Below are 19,323 nucleotides of genomic sequence, written 5' to 3' on the forward strand. Positions count from 1 at the left end.
CCACTCTTGATGCAAATCAAGATGCCCTCACCCGCCTGCGCATAAAGTGAGCAGCATTGCCAGCCTATCCGGGGGAATGCCCGCATGATGCTCGACGCCATTCGTTGGGACACCGATCTGATCCGCCGTTATGACCTGGCGGGACCCCGCTACACCTCATACCCCACTGCCGTGCAATTCCACAGCCAGGTCGGCACCTTCGATCTGTTCCACGCCTTGCGCGACAGCCGCAAGGCCCTGCGTCCGCTGTCGCTGTATGTGCACGTGCCGTTTTGCGCGAACATTTGCTACTACTGCGGCTGCAACAAAGTCGTCACCAAGGACCGCGGCCGCGCACTGCCTTACCTGCAACGTCTGGAGCACGAAATCCAGTTGATCGCCTGCCACCTCGACCCCACGCAAAAAGTCGAGCAACTGCACTTCGGTGGCGGCACGCCAACCTTTCTCAGCCACGACGAACTGCGTCAGTTGATGGCGCACCTGCGCAAGCACTTCAACTTGCTGGACGACGACTCCGGCGACTACGGCATCGAAATCGACCCTCGCGAGGCCGACTGGTCGACCATGGGCCTGTTGCGCGAACTGGGTTTCAACCGGGTCAGCATCGGCGTGCAAGACCTTGATCCGGCCGTGCAGCGAGCGGTGAATCGCCTGCAAAGCCTGGAAGAAACCCGCGCTGTGATCGACGCTGCTCGCACCTTGCAGTTTCGCTCGATCAACATTGATTTGATCTACGGCCTGCCGAGACAGACGCCGGACAATTTTGCCCGTACCGTCGAGGAAGTGATCAATCTGCAACCGGACCGGTTATCGGTGTTCAACTACGCGCACCTGCCGGAACGCTTCATGCCGCAACGGCGCATCAACAGCGACGAGCTGCCGACGCCCAGCCAGAAACTGGAAATGCTGCAACGCACCATCGAACAACTGACCGCTGCCGGTTATCGCTACATCGGCATGGACCATTTCGCGCTGCCCGACGATGAGCTGGCGATCGCCCAGGAAGAATCAACCCTGCAACGCAACTTCCAGGGCTACACCACCCACGGTCATTGCGACCTGATCGGCCTCGGCGTATCGGCGATCAGCCAGATCGGCGACCTGTATTGCCAGAACAACAGCGACCTGAACCAATACCAGAACGCCCTCGCCTCGTCGCAGCTGGCCACCAGCCGCGGCCTGCTGTGCAATGCCGACGACCGTTTGCGGCGCGCAGTCATTCAGCAACTGATGTGCCACTTCAACCTGGAATTTTCCGACATCGAGCAGGCGTTCAACATCGACTTCCAGGGTTATTTCGGTCAACTCTGGCCCCAGTTGCAGGAAATGGCCAAGGACGGGTTGATCGAGCTGGATCGCGACAGAATCACCATCCTGCCCGCCGGCCGGCTGTTGGCGCGATCGGTGTGCATGGTCTTCGACGCGTACCTGGAGCAACACAGTCGCCAACGTTTTTCACGGGTAATCTAATTCTGCAAGCAAGCGCCACAGACTGGCCTCGATATCCTTGGGTGGGTTACCCTTACGCCTTATGTGTGATTTCCCACAAGGATTGAAGAAATGTCCGAGCCAGTAAAACTGCGCACACACAATCAGGCCCACTGCAAGGATTGCAGCCTGGCCCCTCTGTGCCTGCCACTTTCGTTGAATCTGGAAGACATGGATGCACTGGACGAAATCGTCAAACGTGGCCGGCCGCTGAAAAAGGGCGAATTTCTGTTTCGTCAGGGCGATACCTTCGATTCTGTCTACGCCGTCCGTTCCGGCGCGCTCAAAACCTTCAGCCTGAGCGACACCGGTGAAGAACAGCTCACCGGCTTCCACCTGCCCAGCGAACTGGTCGGTCTGTCGGGCATGGACACGGAAAAACATCCAGTGTCTGCCCAGGCGCTGGAAACCACTTCCGTGTGTGAAATCCCGTTCGAGCGCCTCGATGAACTGGCCCTGCAACTGCCGCAACTGCGTCGTCAGTTGATGCGCGTGATGAGCCGTGAAATCCGCGATGATCAGCAGATGATGCTGCTGCTGTCGAAAAAAACCGCCGACGAACGCATCGCCACGTTCCTGGTCAATCTCTCGGCCCGCTTCCGTGCTCGAGGGTTTTCGGCCAATCAGTTCCGCCTGAGCATGTCGCGCAACGAAATCGGCAACTACCTGGGCCTGGCCGTCGAGACGGTGTCCCGCGTCTTTACCCGATTCCAGCAGAACGAACTGATCGCGGCCGAAGGCAAGGAAATACACATCCTTGACCCGATCCAGCTGTGCGCGCTGGCCGGTGGTTCGCTGGAAAGCTGATACAAGCCATTGCGGCTGAGCGAAACGGCTCAGCCGCCGTTATACTGCGTCGTTTGCATCCTGCCAGGACACCTCGACGATGGTCTTCGACTCCTTCGACATCAAATCCCTCATCCGCCCTGTCATCGACTTCCCGAAACCGGGCGTGATCTTTCGCGACATCACCCCGCTGTTCCAGTCGCCGAAAGCCCTGCGCCTGGTGATGGACAGTTTCGCCCATCGTTACGTCGAGGCTGACTTCACCCACATCGGCGCCATGGATGCCCGCGGTTTCCTGATCGGTTCGGTATTGGCCTATCAACTGAACAAGCCGCTGGTGCTGTTCCGCAAACAAGGCAAGCTGCCCGCCGACGTGCTGGCCGAGGGTTACGCGACCGAATACGGTGAGGCCTTCCTGGAGGTGCACGCTGACAGCCTGTGCGAAGGTGATTCGGTAGTGATGTTCGATGACCTGATCGCCACCGGCGGCACGCTGATTGCCGCGGCAAACCTGATCCGCCGCATGGGCGCGCGGGTGCATGAGGCGGCGGCAATCATTGATCTGCCAGAGCTGGGTGGTTCGCAGCGTCTGGAAGACATGGGCATTCCGACGTTCTGCCTGACGCAGTTTGCCCTTACCGACAAGTAAGCGGCGCCTGTACTGACGCCTCGCCGGCAAGCCGCGCGTCCTGTAGGAGCTGGCTTGCCAGCGATGGCGTCGGTCGCCGCACTGCAAAAACTCAAAGCCCCATCTGCTTGCTGATGATCTCGTTCATCACTTCCCGCGTCCCGCCCCCGATCGACAGAATCCGGTTATCGCGATACAGCCGCTCCACCAGGTTTTCACGCATGTAACCCAAACCACCCAGAATCTGTACCGCATCGTTGACGATCCGGTCCGCCGTGTCTGTCGCGAAATTCTTGGCCATGGAAATTTCCTTGATCACACTCTGACCTGCCGCCATTTTCGCCGCCTGCCGGTAAGTGAACTCCCGGGACACCTCCAGCGCCGTGGCCATTTCGGCAAGGCGATGCTTGATCACTTGAAACTTGCCGATGGGTTTGCCGAAGGCTTCACGCTCTCTGGCCCATTTCAGGCTTTCTTCCAGGGCAAGCTGCGCGGTCATGTTGGCCATCAGCGCCAAGGCCAGCCGTTCACTCTGAAAGTTGCCCATGATGCAGGCGAACCCCATGTTCTCGGCACCGATCAGGTTTGCTACGGACACCCGGCAATCGTCGAAAAACAGTTCGGCCGTGTCCGACGCCCACCAGCCCATTTTCTTCAACGGCCGCCCCACGGTGAATCCGGGAGTGCCCTTCTCGATCAATAACAGACTGATGCCAGCAAAACCCGGCTCACCGGTTCGCACCGCGACGGTGTAGTAATCCGCACGGACGCCGCTGGTAATAAAGGTTTTACTGCCACTGACCCGATAGAAATCGCCGTCACGCACGGCACGGGTTTGCAGGTTGGCGACATCGGAGCCGCCACCGGGCTCGGTGACCGCCAGGGCGCTGATCTTCTCGCCGGCCAGCACCTGTGGCACCACACGCTCACGAACGTCAGGCCTGGCCCATTTGAGAATCGGCGGTAAACCGATATCGAGCGATCCGAGGCCTGCCACCAGGCCTCCAGAGCCACAACGCATCAGCTCTTCGCTGGCGGCGACCTTGGCGAACAGATCGCCTTCATGGCTGCCGCCCAGCGCCTCCGGGTAGCCGATGCCGAGAATCCCTGCGGCGCCAGCCTTGAGGTAGAGCTCACGGGGGAAGCCTTCAGCTTCTTCCCACTGGTCGATGTCCGGAAGAATTTCGCGCTCGACGAAACGCCTGACGCTGTCGCGGACCAATTGGTGGCTGGGATCGAAGTATTCCTGAAAGGCAGGCATCGGCGAGCTCCACTGAAGGGTTCAGCGAAGTTAACCGAGCGCTTGCTTGGTTTCAAGCAATGAATCCGAGCATCAAAAGATCGGAGGCTGCGATCTTTTGCTTTAGTCAGAGACTGATCGGCTTACGCCCCGCAAACGAATGCGCCAACGTCCCGCCATCCACCAGCTCCAGCTCACCACCCAGCGGCACGCCATGGGCGATGCGCGATGCAATCAGGCCTTTGCTGCTGAGCAATTGGGCGATGTAATGCGCCGTCGCCTCGCCTTCCACAGTCGGGTTGGTCGCGAGAATGACTTCGGCAAATGTACCGGCCTCTTCGATCCGCGCCATCAGCTGTGGGATACCGATAGCGTCCGGCCCCAGCCCGTCCAGTGGCGACAGGTGACCCTTGAGCACGAAGTAGCGCCCACGGAAACCGGTCTGTTCGACCGCATAGACGTCCATCGGGCCTTCCACTACGCAAAGCACGGTGTCGTCGCGACGAGTGTCGGCGCATTGCGGGCAAAGGTCATCTTCGGTCAACGTGCGACACAATCGGCAGTGACCGACCCCTTCCATGGCCTGGCTCAACGCCAGCGCCAGTCGCGAGCCACCGCTGCGATCACGTTCGAGCAACTGCAATGCCATGCGCTGGGCAGTTTTCTGACCCACACCAGGCAGAATTCGCAGGGCGTCGATCAGTTGGCGAATCAAAGGGCTGAAGCTCATGGTGGAAAAGTCCGACAAAACAACGAGACGCGGTTTATACCCGCGCCTCGAATGAGCGTCAATCAGTCCTGGGCGACGCGCACCACCAGCTTGCCGAAGTTGCGTCCTTCCAGCAGGCCGATGAATGCCTCGGGAGCGTTCTCCAGACCGTCGACCACGTCTTCGCGGAACTTCACCTTGCCATCACGCACCCATGGCGCCATTGCGCTGATGAACTCCGGCTGACGGTCACCGTAATCGTCGAACACGATAAAACCCTGGATTCGCACACGCTTGGTCAACAGCGTGCGCTGCAACAGTGGCAGACGATCCGGACCGCTCGGCGCTTCATGGGCGTTGTAGGAAGCGATCAAACCACACAGCGGAATCCGTGCCTTGGGGTTGAGCAATGGCACCACCGCATCGAACACCTTGCCGCCGACGTTTTCGTAGTAGATATCGATGCCCTTGGGGCACGCCTGCGCCAGTTCATCGGCGAAGTCCGGGCTCTTGTGGTCGATGCAGGCATCGAAGCCCAGTTCCTCAACCACATAGCGGCACTTGTCCACACCACCCGCCACGCCGACTACCCGCAGGCCTTTGATCTTCGCTACCTGGCCGACCACAGAACCCACAGCACCGGAAGCTGCCGCGACCACCAGCGTCTCACCGGACTTGGGCTGCCCGATGTCCATCAGGCCCATGTAGGCGGTCATGCCCGGCATGCCCAGCACACCCAAGGCCAATGAGGCGCTGGGCAATCCGTTCGGAACGGGAATGATACTGCGACCGTCATTGATGCTATGGCTCTGCCAGCCTGTGGCGCCCACGACCAGATCGCCTTCCTGAAACTTGGGATTGAGCGAACGCTCGACCCGGCTGACAGCGCCACCGGTCATCACCCCGCCGATTTCCACCGGGGCGGCGTAGGACGGCGCATCACTCATGCGTCCACGCATGTAGGGATCCAGCGACAGGTAGACGGTCTTGAGCAGCACCTCGCCATCGGCCAGGTCCGGCAACGCCACCCGCTCCAGACGAAAATTCTCCGGCGTCGGCGCGCCTGCCGGGCGCGAGGCAAGGACGATGCGTTGATTGAGGGTCATGGGGTCGGACATGGTGGCGTCTCCTTTGATCGATGAGTGACTATAGGGGAGCAGACCTTTGTGGCGGTGTGGCGTTCGATGTTTCTTCTGGAACCAGTCGACTCCATCGCGAGCAGGCTCGCTCCTACAAGGGATCTGCACCAAATTCTCTGTGAGAGCGAGCCTGCTCGCGATAGTTATCTCACAGACACCGCAAACCAAACGCCAGAAACAAAAATGCCAAGCGCAATGCCTGGCATTTTTTTGTAGCCCATCCGACGCGTTTTAGCGAATCAGAACGGCAGTTTCATGCCTGGCGGCAGTTGCATGCCAGCGGTCACGCTGCCCATTTTGTCCTGGCTGTTGGCTTCGATCTTGCGCACGGCGTCGTTGACGGCGGATGCGATGACCGCTTCCAGCATTTCCTTGTCGTCTTCGCTCATGCCTTCTACCAGGCTTGGGTCGATGGTCACGCTTTTAACGTCGTGACGACCGGTCATGACCACAGTGACCATATCGCCACCGGCCTTACCGATGACTTCGGCGTTGGCCAGTTCTTCCTGCATCTTGGCCATTTTTTCCTGCATCTGCTGTGCCTGCTTCATCAGGCCGGCCATGCCACCTTTCATCATGGGAATCACCTCAAAAGTACTTGGATCAAAACGGCGCCCGGCCTGTTCGGCCGAGCGCCTTCAGTTATTAGCCCTGAGTGACCAGGACGTCGACAGGTTCAATAGTATCGTTTCGGACCACCGCACCGAACTGCTGCATCATCTGCTGGATGAACGGATCACCGTGGATCGATTCCTCCGCCTCGCGCTGACGGTTGGCGCGGCGGCGCGAAGCCGCTTGCGCCGGGGTTTCCTGCTCAGGCTTGATCAGCTCGATGCTCAGGGTCAGCGTGCGTTGATGATACTGATTCAACGCATCGTTCAGGCGACGCTGCTGAGTGGCGTTGAACAAGGCGCTGTGGGCCGGGTCCAGGTGCATCAGCCAGCTATCGCCTTCCACCGAGATCAGCGTGCAGTTGGCGGCGATGCTGCCGGTCATGCCAGAGATCGGCAGTTTCGGAAACAGTTCCAGCCATTGCAGGGCCAGGCCGGTGGCCGGCATCGCTGCAGGTTCAGGCTCGGGTTCCGGTGCCGGCTCGGCGGCGTGTTCGCTGGCCAGGTCATCCAGATAACTGTAAGCCGAATCCATGTCCGGCTCGATGTAGTCCTCGTCCAGCGGCGGCTCGTCGTCCGCATCCACGCCCGGCGTCGCGGCATCGACCTCGGCCACCGATGGCTCGGGAATCGGCGCGGCAGCCCACTCAGGCGCCTCCGGCACCACGCTGTCCGGCGTCGGCAGCGGCATCGGCGGCAGCTCGGGTTGCTCGCTGGCGGTTTCCAGCACCGGTTCGATGGCGGGTTGCTGAACGGGCGCGGTCTCTACCGGGTCATTCCATGGCAGATCGATGACTTCTTCGACCTCGACGGGTTCTGGCTCAGCAACAACCTGCGGCGCAACGGGCACAGGCACAGGTTCAGGGACCGGTGCGGGCGCAACCACAGGCGCTGGAGACGGTGCCACCGGTGCAGCGGTCACCGGCGCAACCACCGGTGAGGCAGCCACTGATTTGGCGGAATCAACCGTGGCCTGGCTGATCCCCACTGGCTTTAGTGGCTGTCTCGGTGCGTCGGCGGTATCGGCGGGCCGGAATGCAAGCATCCGCAGCAGGACCATTTCGAAACCACCGCGAGGGTCCGGCGCCAGCGGCAAATCGCGGCGGCCGATCAAGCCCATCTGGTAATAGAACTGCACGTCTTCGGCCGGCAACGCCTGAGCCAGCGCCAGCACCCGGTCACGATCGCCGTGACCATTGTCGACGCCTTCAGGCAAGGCCTGGGCGATGGCGACACGATGCAGCACGTTGAGAATTTCCGAGAGCACGCCGCTCCAGTCCGGGCCTTGTTCGGCCAGATGACGGACAGCTTCGAGCAACGCCTTGGCGTCACCTTCGATCAACGCGTGCAAAACGTCGTAGACCTGACCGTGATCGAGCGTACCGAGCATCGCCCGCACGTCGGCGGCCATGACCTTGCCTTCACCGAAAGCGATGGCCTGGTCGGTCAGGCTCATGGCATCGCGCATCGAACCGTCGGCGGCACGACCCAGCAGCCACAGTGCATCGTCTTCGAACGGCACGTTCTCGACACCCAGCACATGGGTCAAATGCTCGACCACCCGTTCCGGCGTCATGTTCTTCAGGGAGAACTGCAGACAGCGCGACAGAATCGTTGCGGGAAGTTTCTGCGGATCAGTGGTCGCCAGGATGAACTTGACGTAGGGTGGCGGCTCCTCAAGGGTTTTGAGCAGCGCGTTGAAGGAATGGCTCGAGAGCATGTGCACTTCGTCGATCAGGTAGACCTTGAAGCGCCCACGGCTCGGGGCATATTGCACGTTATCGAGCAACTCACGGGTGTCTTCGACCTTGGTGCGGCTCGCGGCGTCGATCTCGATCAGGTCGACGAAGCGGCCTTCATCGATCTCGCGACAAACCGAACATTCGCCACACGGCGTGGACGTAATACCCGTTTCACAGTTCAGGCATTTGGCGATGATCCGTGCGATGGTGGTCTTGCCGACCCCACGCGTACCGGTAAACAGGTAGGCGTGATGCAGCCGCTGGCTGTCCAAGGCATTGATCAGAGCCTTGAGCACATGGGTCTGGCCGACCATTTCGCGGAACGAGCGCGGACGCCATTTACGTGCAAGAACCTGATAACTCATCGAAAACCGTCGCAGCGAAGGAAGCAGAAGCGGCTAATGCTAGCGGAGCAAGGCACAAATTGCATCCGGTGTGCTCGTCTATTCTGGTCAAGCTGTACTTTGCAGGCCTTTAACGGAGTGTTTATGCGGTCAGCCTTGGGGGCACTGCTGTTGATCAGCCTGGATTGCACGGCCGCCGAGCCGCCATTGCGCTTCGTCGTGCCGGACAGTTGGGCAATGCCGATGATGCAACTTGAACACGGTAGGCCGACCCAGGGCATCCTGTATGACGTAATGCTCAGCCTGGCTACCCAGGTCGGCGTGGCGGTTGAGTTTCACGTACTGCCTCGGGCTCGCGTGCAAAGTGCCATGGAGCATGGCGAAGTCGACATTCGCTGCCATGCCAGCCGGTCATGGCTGCCGAATCTGCCCGACGATTACATCTGGAGCTCCCAGCTCTGGACCCAACCCGACCTGCTGATCAGCCGACCTACCGGGCCTACCGTGGTCATCCCGGCGGACTTGCCGCACCAATCCATCGGCACCGTCCTCAGCTACAACTATCCCACCCTGCAACCGCTGTTCGATGCCAATCAACTGCGTCGCGACGACGCGCGCAACCAGGAACAGGTGCTGCAAAAACTTCAGGCCGGACGCAATCACTATGCCGTTAGCAACCAATGGACCCTGGACTGGTTCAACCAGCGGTTATTGCCACAACAGCAACTCAAACATGTGGTGGTGCTGGAGGAACAGAGCTTCGGTTGCTACATGCGCAAAGACCCGAAGGTCCCTGCACAGCGCATTCTGCGGGCATTGGAGCAGATGAAAGCGTCCGGGGAAATTGACGATATTATTCGGCTGTACATTGGCCAACATTAGGGCCCAGACCAAAAAACGCGCACAGCAAAACGCCGCCGCTGGACATCATCCATGGCAGACAGATTAAAAGTATTGTTTCGATAGAAACGCGAGTGAGGACTCACAAGGCGTTAAGGTGGTAACCCCACCAGCCACACCCCGGCACACAATGTTCCCGCTGTGGCTGCTGCCTTCCGGCTCTGACCAGGTTCACGGGTAATCGTTGCGGGGGGACCGATGGGGTCACCATAACGACGCTCACCTGTCGGCGAGCCGCGCCATTGTACCTATCTGAAGCGAAGTTACAACCGTCCAGACAGATTAAAAAACATGAATCAGGTCAAGGACATGCGCAGCCTGGAAAGATCGCAGCCTGCGCCAGCTTCTACGAGTCTTGCAGCACCTCGTCCGCCCTGCCGCCCTGTTGCTGGATCACCAGGTGGATAAAGTGCAGCCTGGCGATCACCGCCGATGGCAGGACGAATGGATAGAAGTCCGGCTGGCCCATGCTGCGTGACAATTCGTTGAGCATTCCGGCCAACTCGATCCATGCATTGACGAACGACAGGAACGCCGCACCGCCAGGATGCTGCGGATCGTAGAGGGTCTCTAGCGTAAACGGCTGGTAGTCGAAGTCCATTTCCCGGGCACTCATGCCGAACCCCAGTGCGGTGTCCACCGCATCCATCATGTGCAGGTAATGCGCCCAGGTTTCCGCCCAGTCTTCCCACGGATGCATGGTGGCGTAGGCGCTGACGTAGCGCTGTTGCCAGTCCAGCGGTGCACCCTGTTGATAATGCCGTTCGAGTGCGTCGGCGTAACTGGCGCGCTCGTCACCGAACAAGCCGCGAAACGGCTCAAGCCAATGGCTGTTGGCGATCAGCCGATCCCAGTAATAGTGTCCGACCTCATGGCGAAAATGCCCAAGCAAGGTGCGATACGGTTCGTGCATTTGCACCCGCACCTGTTCGCGGTGAGCGTCGTCGGCCTCCCTGATATCGAGGGTGATCAAGCCGTTGGCATGGCCGGTGGTCGGTAGCTTTCCGTCGAGGTCTTCGCCGATGAAATCAAATGCCAGCCCGATTTCTTCGTCATCGATTTTGGCAATGACCGGCAGCCCCAGCGTGATCAATTGCGCGACCATCCGGCGCTTGGCGGTTTCCACCTTGCGCCAGCGTTCGTGGTTTTCGGTGATCGACAGGTCGGGAATGGTGCGATTAAGGCGACAGGCGATGCACAGCGTTTCGCGCAGACCGGCAGGAAGCAGCCAGTTGCACGCAGCAGGTGAATCGAGGTTGGCGCAGCGGCGGTACACACCCGCCTGCGGGTCGGCGTCGAGCACCCAGGTATCCGCCAGCTCACCCGGTTGCAGCGAGGTTAAACGGCTCTGTTCAGGCTGATAACCCAAAGCTGCCGAACACGCCAGGCACTGGCTGTTGCGAAAGAACAGCGACTGCCCGCAACGACAGGGCCAGACCTTGCTGTTGCGCGAGTGCTCGCCCATGAACGGGGCGGCAATGCGCGAGCTGAGGTGCTCGAAGAAACGGTACATGGCGATCTCTCCCTGAGGCTTGCAGAGACTAGATCATTCCCGCTTCAAGAACGTTCCCCTTTTTTGTAGGAGCCGGCTTGCCGGCGAAGGCGGTCATGAGCCTTGCACCAATCTTTCGGGCCTCTTCGCTGGCAAGCCAGCGCCTACAAGGGTTGCGTAGATCTGTAGGGCATCACACGGTAATACCGTGCGTGCTCAAAAACGCCACAAACGCCTCTTCATCCAGCACCTTCAACCCCAGCTCACTGGCCTTGGTCAACTTCGACCCCGCTCCCGGCCCGGCAACAACACAATGGGTTTTCGCAGAAACCGAGCCGGCGACTTTCGCTCCCAGGCTTTCGAGCTTGTCCTTGGCGACATCGCGACTCATCAATTCCAGCGAACCCGTCAACACCCAGGTCTGCCCGGCCAGCGGCAGGCCTTCGACGACTTTCTTTTCGCTCAGCCAGTGCATGCCGAAATCGGCCAGTTGCTTCTCGGCGGCTTCGGCCAATTGACGATTTTCCTCGACCGCAAAGAACTCGCGCACCGAATTGGCCTGCTTCTCCGGGAGCGCCTGACGCATGTCCAGCCAGTCTGCGCCGATCACTGCTTGCAGCGAGCCGAAGCGGTCAGCCAGTTTCTGAGCCCCGCCCGGCCCGACCGATGGAATGTGCAGCTTGTCGAGGAAACCACCCAGGGTGGTACTGGCCGCGAACTCGGCACCCAACTCACCCTGATCCTGAATCTGCAAACCATGCTTGAGCAGTTCCGCGATCACCTGCTGGTTGTGCGTGTCTTCGAAGAAACTGTGGATCTCATGCGCGACTTCCAGGCCGACATCCGGCAAGTACGTCAGCACTTGCGGTAGCGCCTGCTGCACGCGCTCCAGCGAACCCAGCGAGCGGGCCAGGACCTTGGCCGTCTCCTCACCGACATCGGGAATCCCGAGGGCATAGATGAAGCGCGCCAGTCCCGGTTTCTTGCTGTCTTCGATGGCGCTGAGCAGTTTCTTGCTCGACAGTTCGGCAAAGCCTTCCAGGTCGACAATGTCTTCGAATTTCAGGGCATACAGATCGGCTGGCGAACTGACCAGACCTTCATCCACCAACTGCTCGACGCTCTTGTCGCCCAGGCCTTCAATGTCCATGGCGCGACGGGAGACGAAATGGATGATCGCCTGCTTAAGCTGCGCGCCGCAGGCCAGACGACCGACGCAGCGGTACACCGCGCCTTCGCTGACGGTCTCGCGGCCCTTGCTGCGCTTGATCAACTGTGTGCGTTCGACATGGGAACCGCACACCGGGCATTGCTCGGGAATCTGCACCGGCCGGGCATTTTCCGGACGACGATCCATGACCACCTGCACCACTTGCGGAATCACGTCACCGGCACGACGGATGATCACCGTGTCGCCGATCATCAGACCGAGACGCGCCACTTCGTCCATGTTGTGCAGCGTGGCGTTGGCCACAGTGACACCGGCAACCTTGACCGGCTTCAAGCGTGCCACGGGCGTCACCGCACCGGTGCGACCGACTTGAAACTCCACATCCAGCAGCTCGGTAAGCTCTTCCATGGCCGGGAATTTGTGGGCGATGGCCCAACGCGGCTCACGGGCGCGAAAGCCCAGCTCACGCTGGGAAGCGATGCTGTTGACCTTGAACACCACGCCATCGATTTCATAGGGCAGCGCATTGCGGCGCTCACCGATGTCACGGTAATAATCGAGGCACTCATCGATGCCATTGGCCAGTTTCAGCTCATGACTGATCGGCATGCCCCAGGCCTGGAGCTGCTGCAAATTGCCGATGTGCGTATCGGCAATGTCCGCCGACACCTGGCCGATGCCGTAGCAGCAGAATTCCAGCGGACGATTGGCGGTGATCTTTGAGTCCAGCTGACGCAAGCTGCCTGCCGCCGCGTTGCGCGGGTTGGCGAAGGTCTTGCCGCCAACTTCCAGTTGCGTGGCATTGAGCCGTTCGAAACCGGCCTTGGACATAAAGACTTCGCCACGCACTTCCAGGGTTTGCGGCCAGCCCGTGCCATGCAGCTTGAGCGGAATATTGCGCACGGTGCGCACGTTGACGCTGATGTCTTCGCCGGTCGTGCCGTCGCCCCGCGTTGCGCCACGAACCAATACGCCGTTCTGATACAACAGGCTGACCGCCAGGCCATCGAGCTTGGGTTCGCAGCTGTATTCAACCGTTGCGCCACCACCGAACAGGTCGCCGGCCGGCAGATCCAGACCTTCGGTCACCCGGCGATCAAACTCGCGCATGTCGGTTTCTTCGAAGGCGTTGCCGAGGCTGAGCATCGGCACTTCATGACGCACCTGGGTAAACGCCGACAACGCCGCGCTGCCCACTCGCTGGGTCGGCGAGTCGCTGGTGATCAAGTCGGGATTGGCCGCTTCGAGGGCCTTGAGCTCGTTGAACAAACGGTCGTACTCGGCGTCCGGAATGCTCGGCTCGTCGAGAACGTGGTAACGGTAGTTGTGCTGATCCAGCTCGGCGCGCAGCGCTAGAATGCGGTTTTCGGCGGCAGTCATGGGTGTTCTCTCATAAAGCAAAAGAGCAGCCGAGGCTGCTCAATCTGTTGATGCGGCGCAGATTCATTGTAGGAGTCCGGCTTGCCGGCGATGGCGGTTTCAAGTCCGCATCGCCAGCAAGCCGGCTCCTACAGCGCGTGGCAGTCATGCCCACACACGTCCAAATTCAACGCTTCTGGGTCAGTGCACGACGTTCGAACTCGACGATGCGCTGACGGTAGTGCTCGATCGTCTGGGCAGTCAGTACGCTGCGCTGATCGTCCTTCAGTTCGCCATTCAGCTCCTGGGACAATTTGCGCGCCGCTGCCACCATCACGTCAAACGCTTGCTTCGGATGACGCGGACCCGGCAGACCGAGGAAGAAGCTCACGGCCGGCGTGCTGAAGTGGTCGATGTCGTCCAGGTCAAACACGCCTGGCTTGACCGCGTTAGCCATGGAGAACAGCACTTCGCCGTTGCCGGCCATGCTTTCGTGCCGATGGAAAATGTCCATCTCGCCGAAACGCAAACCACTCTCCAGAATGTTCTGCAACAGCGCCGGGCCCTTGAAGCCGGCGGCGTCACGGCAGATCACGCTGATCACCAGGACTTCTTCAGCTTGCGGCTGATCTTTTTCGCCGACCGATGGCGAAGCCTTGGTGTCATCCGGGAAATCGTCGTCACGGCTGCTGAAGCTCGGGCCGCCGTCCAGATCCAGGCTGAGGTTCATGTCGCCCTGCGAAGGTTCGCTGTGACCCCGTTTGCCGCGCTTGGAACCCGACTCGCGAGGCTCACGGGCAGGCATGCTCACCGACGGCAGATCGTGCTCGTCCAGTTGCGGCTCTTTATGCGTATCCAGCACACGCGGCGGGCCCAACAGCTCAGCGCTGGTGTCCTCGTCCGGCAGGTTGGACAGGTTTCGATCAAGGCGGAACTTCAATTTTCCCTTGCCACCGCGCATACGGCGCCAGCCATCGAAAAGAATACCGGCAATGACAATAATGCCGATGACGATCAGCCACTCGCGCAGACCGATTTCCATGTAATCCCGTGCCTCTATAAAAATGCTGAAAAATAAGGGGTTTACAGCCTGTAAACCGCTTTAAAACGTGGCGCCAACCCTATGTTCTGACAGGCGTTTTGTGCCACGTATACGAAAAATTGACATTAAACTAGCACGACCAAAGGCAACTTTACACCGTCTACAGCCCCGGCTTACGCGAATATGTCGATTGGCCAGCAAGTCGATACCCGTAAACAAGTCCTACAGACCATACACAATCGTCCTGCAAGCCTCGACTCAGGCATCCACCATCGCCATCGCCTCCTCCACATCCACGGCAACCAATCGCGAACAACCCGGTTCGTGCATCGTCACCCCCATCAATTGCTCCGCCATTTCCATGGCGATCTTGTTGTGGGTGATGTAGATGAACTGCACCGTTTGCGACATTTCCTTTACCAGCCGTGCGTAGCGTCCAACGTTAGCGTCATCCAGTGGCGCGTCAACTTCATCGAGCATGCAGAACGGCGCCGGGTTCAACTTGAAGATCGCAAAAACCAGTGCCAATGCGGTCAGGGCTTTTTCGCCACCGGAGAGCAAATGGATGGTGCTGTTCTTCTTACCTGGCGGCTGCGCCATGATCGTTACCCCTGTATCGAGTAGATCTTCGCCCGTCAGTTCCAAATACGCGCGCCCGCCACCGAAAACTTTTGGGAAAAGCGCCTGTAAACCGCCATTGATCTGATCAAAGGTATCTTTGAAACGGTTACGGGTTTCCTTGTCGATCTTGCGAATCACGTTCTCAAGCGTTTCAAGGGCTTCCACCAGATCGTCGTTCTGTGCATCCAGATAACGTTTACGTTCTGATTGTTGCTGGTACTCGTCAATGGCCGCGAGGTTGATCGCACCAAGGCGCGCAATCCGCGCGGCGATGCGCTCGAGCTCTTCCTCGGCGTCTTTCTCGTTGGCCTCGGCGGTCAGCGTGGCGAGCACGCCGTGCAAGTCGTAGCCGTCTTCCAGCAACTGGTCCTGCAACGCCTTGCGGCGCACGGTCAGGGCCTGCCATTCCATGCGCTGGGTTTCGAGCTGGCTGCGAATCAGTTGGGATTGTTGCTCGGCCTGGCTGCGGCGCTTCTCGGCGTCGCGCAGTTCGCGGTCGGCGTCTTCCATGGCGATCTGCGCAGTCTTGAGTTCTTCGTCGACGGTCATGCGCTTGTCGAGCAACTCTTCGAGTTTCAGGCGCAGCTCTTCGAGTGGCGCCTCGCCCTCCTCCAGATTGAGGCTCAGCTGTTCGCGCTTTTCGGTCAGGCGTTCGGACTGCATCTCCAGGCGCTCCAGCGCCTGACGCGTCGAATCGTGCTGGGCCTTGAGCGAGCCCAGGCGCACCGCCAATTGATGCGCGTGATCTTTGTGCTGCCGCGCTTCCTGACGCACCCGGTCAAGACGTTCGCGCAAGCTGTCGCGCTGGGCCAGCAGCAACTCGCGCTGCTCGGTGTCCAGCGCCATGCTGTCGAGGGCCTCCTGCAATTGCAGGCGCGCTTCGCCGATGCTTTCGTGTTCCAGCGCGCGCTGTTCGTCCAGCTCGACGAGCTCGTCGTCGAGGCGTGTGCGACGCAAGGTCAACTGTTCTGCCTTGGTTTTACCGGCAGACAATTGCGCCTTGAGCTCGCCTTGCTGACGCGCTTCGTCCTGCAGCAGACGACGCAGATGTTCGCGACCGTTTTCCTGCTGACGCTGCTGCGCCCTGAGATTCTGAAGCTGGGTTTCCAGGGCTTCGACGGTGGCTTCGCGCTCGTCGCGCTCTAGCCCCAACTGCTGGATTTCCTGACCGCGGGCAAGCACGCCGCTTTCGGCTTCACTGGCTCGACGCACCCGCAGAAAATGTCGACCGACCCAATAACCATCGCGACTGATCAGGCTCTGGCCGGCGGCCAATTGAGCGCGCAACGCCAGGGCCTGCTCGAGACTGTCGACCGGTTTGACCTGCCCCAGCCACGGCGACAGATCGATCTGAGCCTCGACCTTGTCGAGCAGACTGCCCGCCACCCGCACGCCATCGCCAGCCGGACTGAGCAAACGCAGGTCGCCCTGGGTGAACCCGGCCAGATCAAAACCTTTGAAATCATCCACCAGCACCGCTTGCAGATCGGCGCCAAGCACGGTTTCCACCGCCAGCTCCCAACCTGCTTCAACCTTCAGGCCTTCAGCCAGGCGTGGGCGATTCGCAAGATTCTGTTCGCGCAGCCATTCGGCGGTGCCGGTGCCAGGGTCAAGTGCGGCTTGCTGCAAGGCTTCCAGCGAGGCCAGTCGACCATTGAGCCGCTGCAAATCACCCTGCGCCTGCTGTTGCGCCGACAGCGCTTGCTGTAGTTCCTGCCGCAATTGCTCAAGCTTTTCGACCTGTGCTTCTTCGCTGGTCTGCAAATCCTCGAGCGTCGCTTCGGATTCAGCGAGCTGTTCGCTGAGTTCCATGATCGCTGCGTCTTCCGGATCGGCCGAAAGCAAGGCGCGTTCTTCGCCGAGACGCTTCTGCCGTTCGGCCAGCCGTTCCAGGCTGGTTTCCAGTTGCTGGATGCGCGACTGCTGCACTTCGGCCTGACGCCGAGGCTCGGCGGCAGTGAGATTGAAGGTATCCCACTGCTCTTGCCAGCCGTGCATGGTGGTTTCGGAGTCTTCCAGCGCAGCGGCGGCTTCTTCTGCAGCGGCGCTGGTGACTTCCTGCTCTGGCGTGAGCATGTCCAGCTCTTCGCCGAGGGTCAGCAACAGCGTGCGGTCGTGGCCCAGGTGAGATTCGGTTTCCAGGCGCGCGCGTTCGGCTTCTTTCAGATCGTCCTGCAACTGGCGCAAACGCTGCTGACCGTGCTGGATGCTCTGCTCGACCCGGGCGATGTCGCCGCCGACCGAATAGAAGCGCCCCTGGACCAGATTGAAGCGCTCGGACAGATCATGATGGCCATCGCGCAAGCGTTCGATGCTCGCATCGGCATTGCGCTGCTCGGCCACCAGCGCTTCGAACGAAACTTCCTGAGTGCCGATGATTGCTTCACGCTGCCCGACCTGGTCGTTCAGCGCCTGCCAGCGCAGGGCCGAGAGCTGGGCCTTGAGCTGTCGCTCCTCGGCTTTGTATTCCTGATATTTCTTGGCGGCCTCGGCCTGACGGTGCAAGCGTTCGAGCTGGCGCGTCAGTTCTTCGCGCAGGTCGGTCAGACGCTCGAGGTTTTCGTGGGTGCGGCGGATGCGGTTTTCGGTCTCGCGCCGGCGCTCCTTGTACTTGGAGATGCCTGCGGCTTCTTCAATAAAGTTGCGCAGGTCTTCAGGCTTGGACTCGATCAGCTTGGAGATCATCCCCTGCTCGATGATCGAATAGCTGCGCGGGCCGAGGCCGGTGCCGAGGAAGATGTCGGTGATGTCGCGACGGCGACATTTGGTGCCGTTGAGGTAGTAAGTGGTCTGGCTGTCGCGCGTTACTTTGCGGCGAATGGAAATTTCCGCGTAGGCGGCGTATTCGCCGAGCAATGTGCCGTCGGAGTTATCGAACACCAGTTCGATGCTCGCCTGACTCACCGGCTTGCGACTGGTGGAGCCGTTGAAGATGACGTCGGTCATCGACTCGCCACGGAGGTTCTTCGCCGAACTCTCGCCCATCACCCAGCGAACGGCGTCGATGATGTTCGACTTGCCGCAGCCATTGGGGCCGACAACCGCCGCCATGTTACTGGGGAAGTTCACCGTGGTCGGATCGACGAAGGACTTGAACCCCGCGAGCTTGATGCACTTTAGCCGCACGCTTAAGCATCCGTCAGGGCAGAGATCACCAGATCGCAGCTGCGCTGGGCGTACGCCGTCAGCACTTCGCGGATCTGTGCAATATCACGGGCCAGCACGGCCGCAAGCAGACGCTCGAACAGTTCCAGATACTCGCTCATCGACGCCTTGCGCTGATCCAGGGCGAGAAAATACGCGCGGCTCATGGCCGGCTGCAGATTCTCGACGGTTTCCTGCAAATACGGATTGTCGGCGAACGGATACGCAGCGCGCATCACACTGAAACTGTCGTCGACGAAGGTGCGGATGTCCTGCCGCTCGAAACTGTCGGTCAGGCGCTGCTGGATCTGTACGAACGGAGCCATGTCGGCTTGAGTCTTCCAGCCACTGGCCACGGCGTTGCCGAGCAGGATGTACAACTCGCTCATCAGCGTGCACAGGCTTTGCACTTTATGCGCAGTGAGCTCCGTCACGTGGGCGCCACGTCGCGGCAGGATGGCGATCAGGTGCCGACGCTCAAGGATCAGCAACGCCTCGCGGACCGATCCGCGACTGACGTTGAGAGCCAGCGTGACCTTCTGTTCCTGGATGCGCTCCCCGGGCTTCATTTCGCCGCGAATGATGCGTTCGGCGAGGTGGTGAGCAATTTGCTCGGCGAGGCTGTCCGGCGCCTTGAACGTCATGGTTGTCCTTCAAACTCTTCGATCTGCACAAGCGGCGCAGTGTAGCGCAATTGGTACGTCATGGCGCAGGGCCTGCCCGGTGGTTTTGGCACGATTCAAGCACAAAGCAGGCAATTGAAGGAGGGTCAATAATGAACAAAGGAGTCATTGACCATCAAAATGCACATTCCTGACCTTTAAGTCAGAAAACCATTGACCGAAAAGTCAGACCTGCTAAATTCAGCTCCAATCGGCTAACAACAATAATGAGTCTGCGAGGTCTT

The 19,323-nt window shown here is 60.0% G+C and carries 14 protein-coding genes and 1 other RNA gene; 4 read left to right on the forward strand and 11 right to left on the reverse strand.

Going from position 1 to position 19,323, the window contains the following annotated elements; translation table 11 throughout:
* Nucleotides 1-87: 87 nt before the first annotated feature.
* The 3 genes from hemN (at nt 88) to CKW15_RS21810 (ending at nt 2,923) form a co-directional block, all read left to right on the forward strand.
* Nucleotides 88-1,470 carry an oxygen-independent coproporphyrinogen III oxidase gene (gene hemN / locus CKW15_RS21800; protein WP_095152707.1) on the forward strand — a complete coding sequence of 461 codons (1,383 nt, stop codon included), beginning with the start codon at nt 88-90 and terminating at the stop codon, nt 1,468-1,470.
* 90 nt (nt 1,471-1,560) lie between these two features.
* Entirely contained in the window at nt 1,561-2,295 is a 735-nt protein-coding gene (gene fnr / locus CKW15_RS21805; protein ID WP_095059410.1) for a fumarate/nitrate reduction transcriptional regulator Fnr, read from the forward strand.
* A 79-nt stretch (nt 2,296-2,374) separates the two neighbouring features.
* Nucleotides 2,375-2,923, forward strand: coding sequence for an adenine phosphoribosyltransferase (locus CKW15_RS21810; protein ID WP_003223345.1), 549 nt, complete (start codon nt 2,375-2,377; stop codon nt 2,921-2,923).
* A gap of 91 nt (nt 2,924-3,014) precedes the next feature.
* Here the strand turns inward: CKW15_RS21810 and CKW15_RS21815 are convergent, their stop codons facing one another.
* The 5 genes from CKW15_RS21815 to dnaX all read right to left on the reverse strand — a co-directional run bounded on the left by CKW15_RS21815 (nt 3,015) and on the right by dnaX (nt 8,708).
* Nucleotides 3,015-4,163: an acyl-CoA dehydrogenase family protein gene (locus CKW15_RS21815; protein ID WP_095152681.1), complete on the reverse strand. Its 1,149-nt coding sequence runs from the start codon at nt 4,161-4,163 to the stop codon at nt 3,015-3,017.
* A gap of 106 nt (nt 4,164-4,269) precedes the next feature.
* The gene (gene recR / locus CKW15_RS21820; RefSeq protein ID WP_095059408.1) at nt 4,270-4,872 is read right to left on the reverse strand and encodes a recombination mediator RecR; all 603 of its coding nucleotides are present in this window, start codon (nt 4,870-4,872) and stop codon (nt 4,270-4,272) included.
* A gap of 62 nt (nt 4,873-4,934) precedes the next feature.
* Nucleotides 4,935-5,969, reverse strand: coding sequence for an NADP-dependent oxidoreductase (locus tag CKW15_RS21825; protein WP_095152682.1), 1,035 nt, complete (start codon nt 5,967-5,969; stop codon nt 4,935-4,937).
* Nucleotides 5,970-6,229: 260 nt separating this feature from the next.
* Complete coding sequence (locus CKW15_RS21830; protein ID WP_095059406.1) at nt 6,230-6,568, reverse strand: YbaB/EbfC family nucleoid-associated protein; 339 nt, start codon at nt 6,566-6,568, stop codon at nt 6,230-6,232.
* A 67-nt stretch (nt 6,569-6,635) separates the two neighbouring features.
* Nucleotides 6,636-8,708 carry a DNA polymerase III subunit gamma/tau gene (dnaX, locus tag CKW15_RS21835; protein ID WP_095152683.1) on the reverse strand — a complete coding sequence of 691 codons (2,073 nt, stop codon included), beginning with the start codon at nt 8,706-8,708 and terminating at the stop codon, nt 6,636-6,638.
* A gap of 123 nt (nt 8,709-8,831) precedes the next feature.
* Between dnaX and CKW15_RS21840 the strand changes: the two genes are divergently transcribed.
* A complete protein-coding gene (locus CKW15_RS21840; protein ID WP_095152684.1) occupies nt 8,832-9,569 on the forward strand; it encodes an ABC transporter substrate-binding protein in 738 nt (245 codons plus the stop codon).
* Nucleotides 9,570-9,691: 122 nt separating this feature from the next.
* Here the strand turns inward: CKW15_RS21840 and ffs are convergent.
* The 6 genes from ffs to CKW15_RS21870 all read right to left on the reverse strand — a co-directional run bounded on the left by ffs (nt 9,692) and on the right by CKW15_RS21870 (nt 19,060).
* Nucleotides 9,692-9,788, reverse strand: an RNA gene (gene ffs, locus CKW15_RS21845) — signal recognition particle sRNA small type.
* A 145-nt stretch (nt 9,789-9,933) separates the two neighbouring features.
* Nucleotides 9,934-11,100 carry a putative zinc-binding metallopeptidase gene (locus CKW15_RS21850; protein WP_095152685.1) on the reverse strand — a complete coding sequence of 389 codons (1,167 nt, stop codon included), beginning with the start codon at nt 11,098-11,100 and terminating at the stop codon, nt 9,934-9,936.
* A 172-nt stretch (nt 11,101-11,272) separates the two neighbouring features.
* On the reverse strand, nt 11,273-13,630 hold the full coding sequence (gene ligA / locus CKW15_RS21855) for an NAD-dependent DNA ligase LigA (RefSeq protein ID WP_095152686.1): 2,358 nt from the start codon (nt 13,628-13,630) through the stop codon (nt 11,273-11,275).
* A gap of 166 nt (nt 13,631-13,796) precedes the next feature.
* Nucleotides 13,797-14,651: a cell division protein ZipA gene (zipA, locus tag CKW15_RS21860; protein WP_095059402.1), complete on the reverse strand. Its 855-nt coding sequence runs from the start codon at nt 14,649-14,651 to the stop codon at nt 13,797-13,799.
* 258 nt (nt 14,652-14,909) lie between these two features.
* Nucleotides 14,910-18,398 carry a chromosome segregation protein SMC gene (smc, locus tag CKW15_RS21865; protein ID WP_095152687.1) on the reverse strand — a complete coding sequence of 1,163 codons (3,489 nt, stop codon included), beginning with the start codon at nt 18,396-18,398 and terminating at the stop codon, nt 14,910-14,912.
* Nucleotides 18,399-18,400: 2 nt separating this feature from the next.
* Entirely contained in the window at nt 18,401-19,060 is a 660-nt protein-coding gene (locus tag CKW15_RS21870) for a GntR family transcriptional regulator (RefSeq protein WP_095152688.1), read from the reverse strand.
* Between the last annotated feature and the right edge of the window lie 263 nt (nt 19,061-19,323).

Origin of the sequence: Pseudomonas sp. Irchel s3b5 (genome assembly GCF_900187435.1) — a bacterium.
GTDB lineage: Bacteria > Pseudomonadota > Gammaproteobacteria > Pseudomonadales > Pseudomonadaceae > Aquipseudomonas.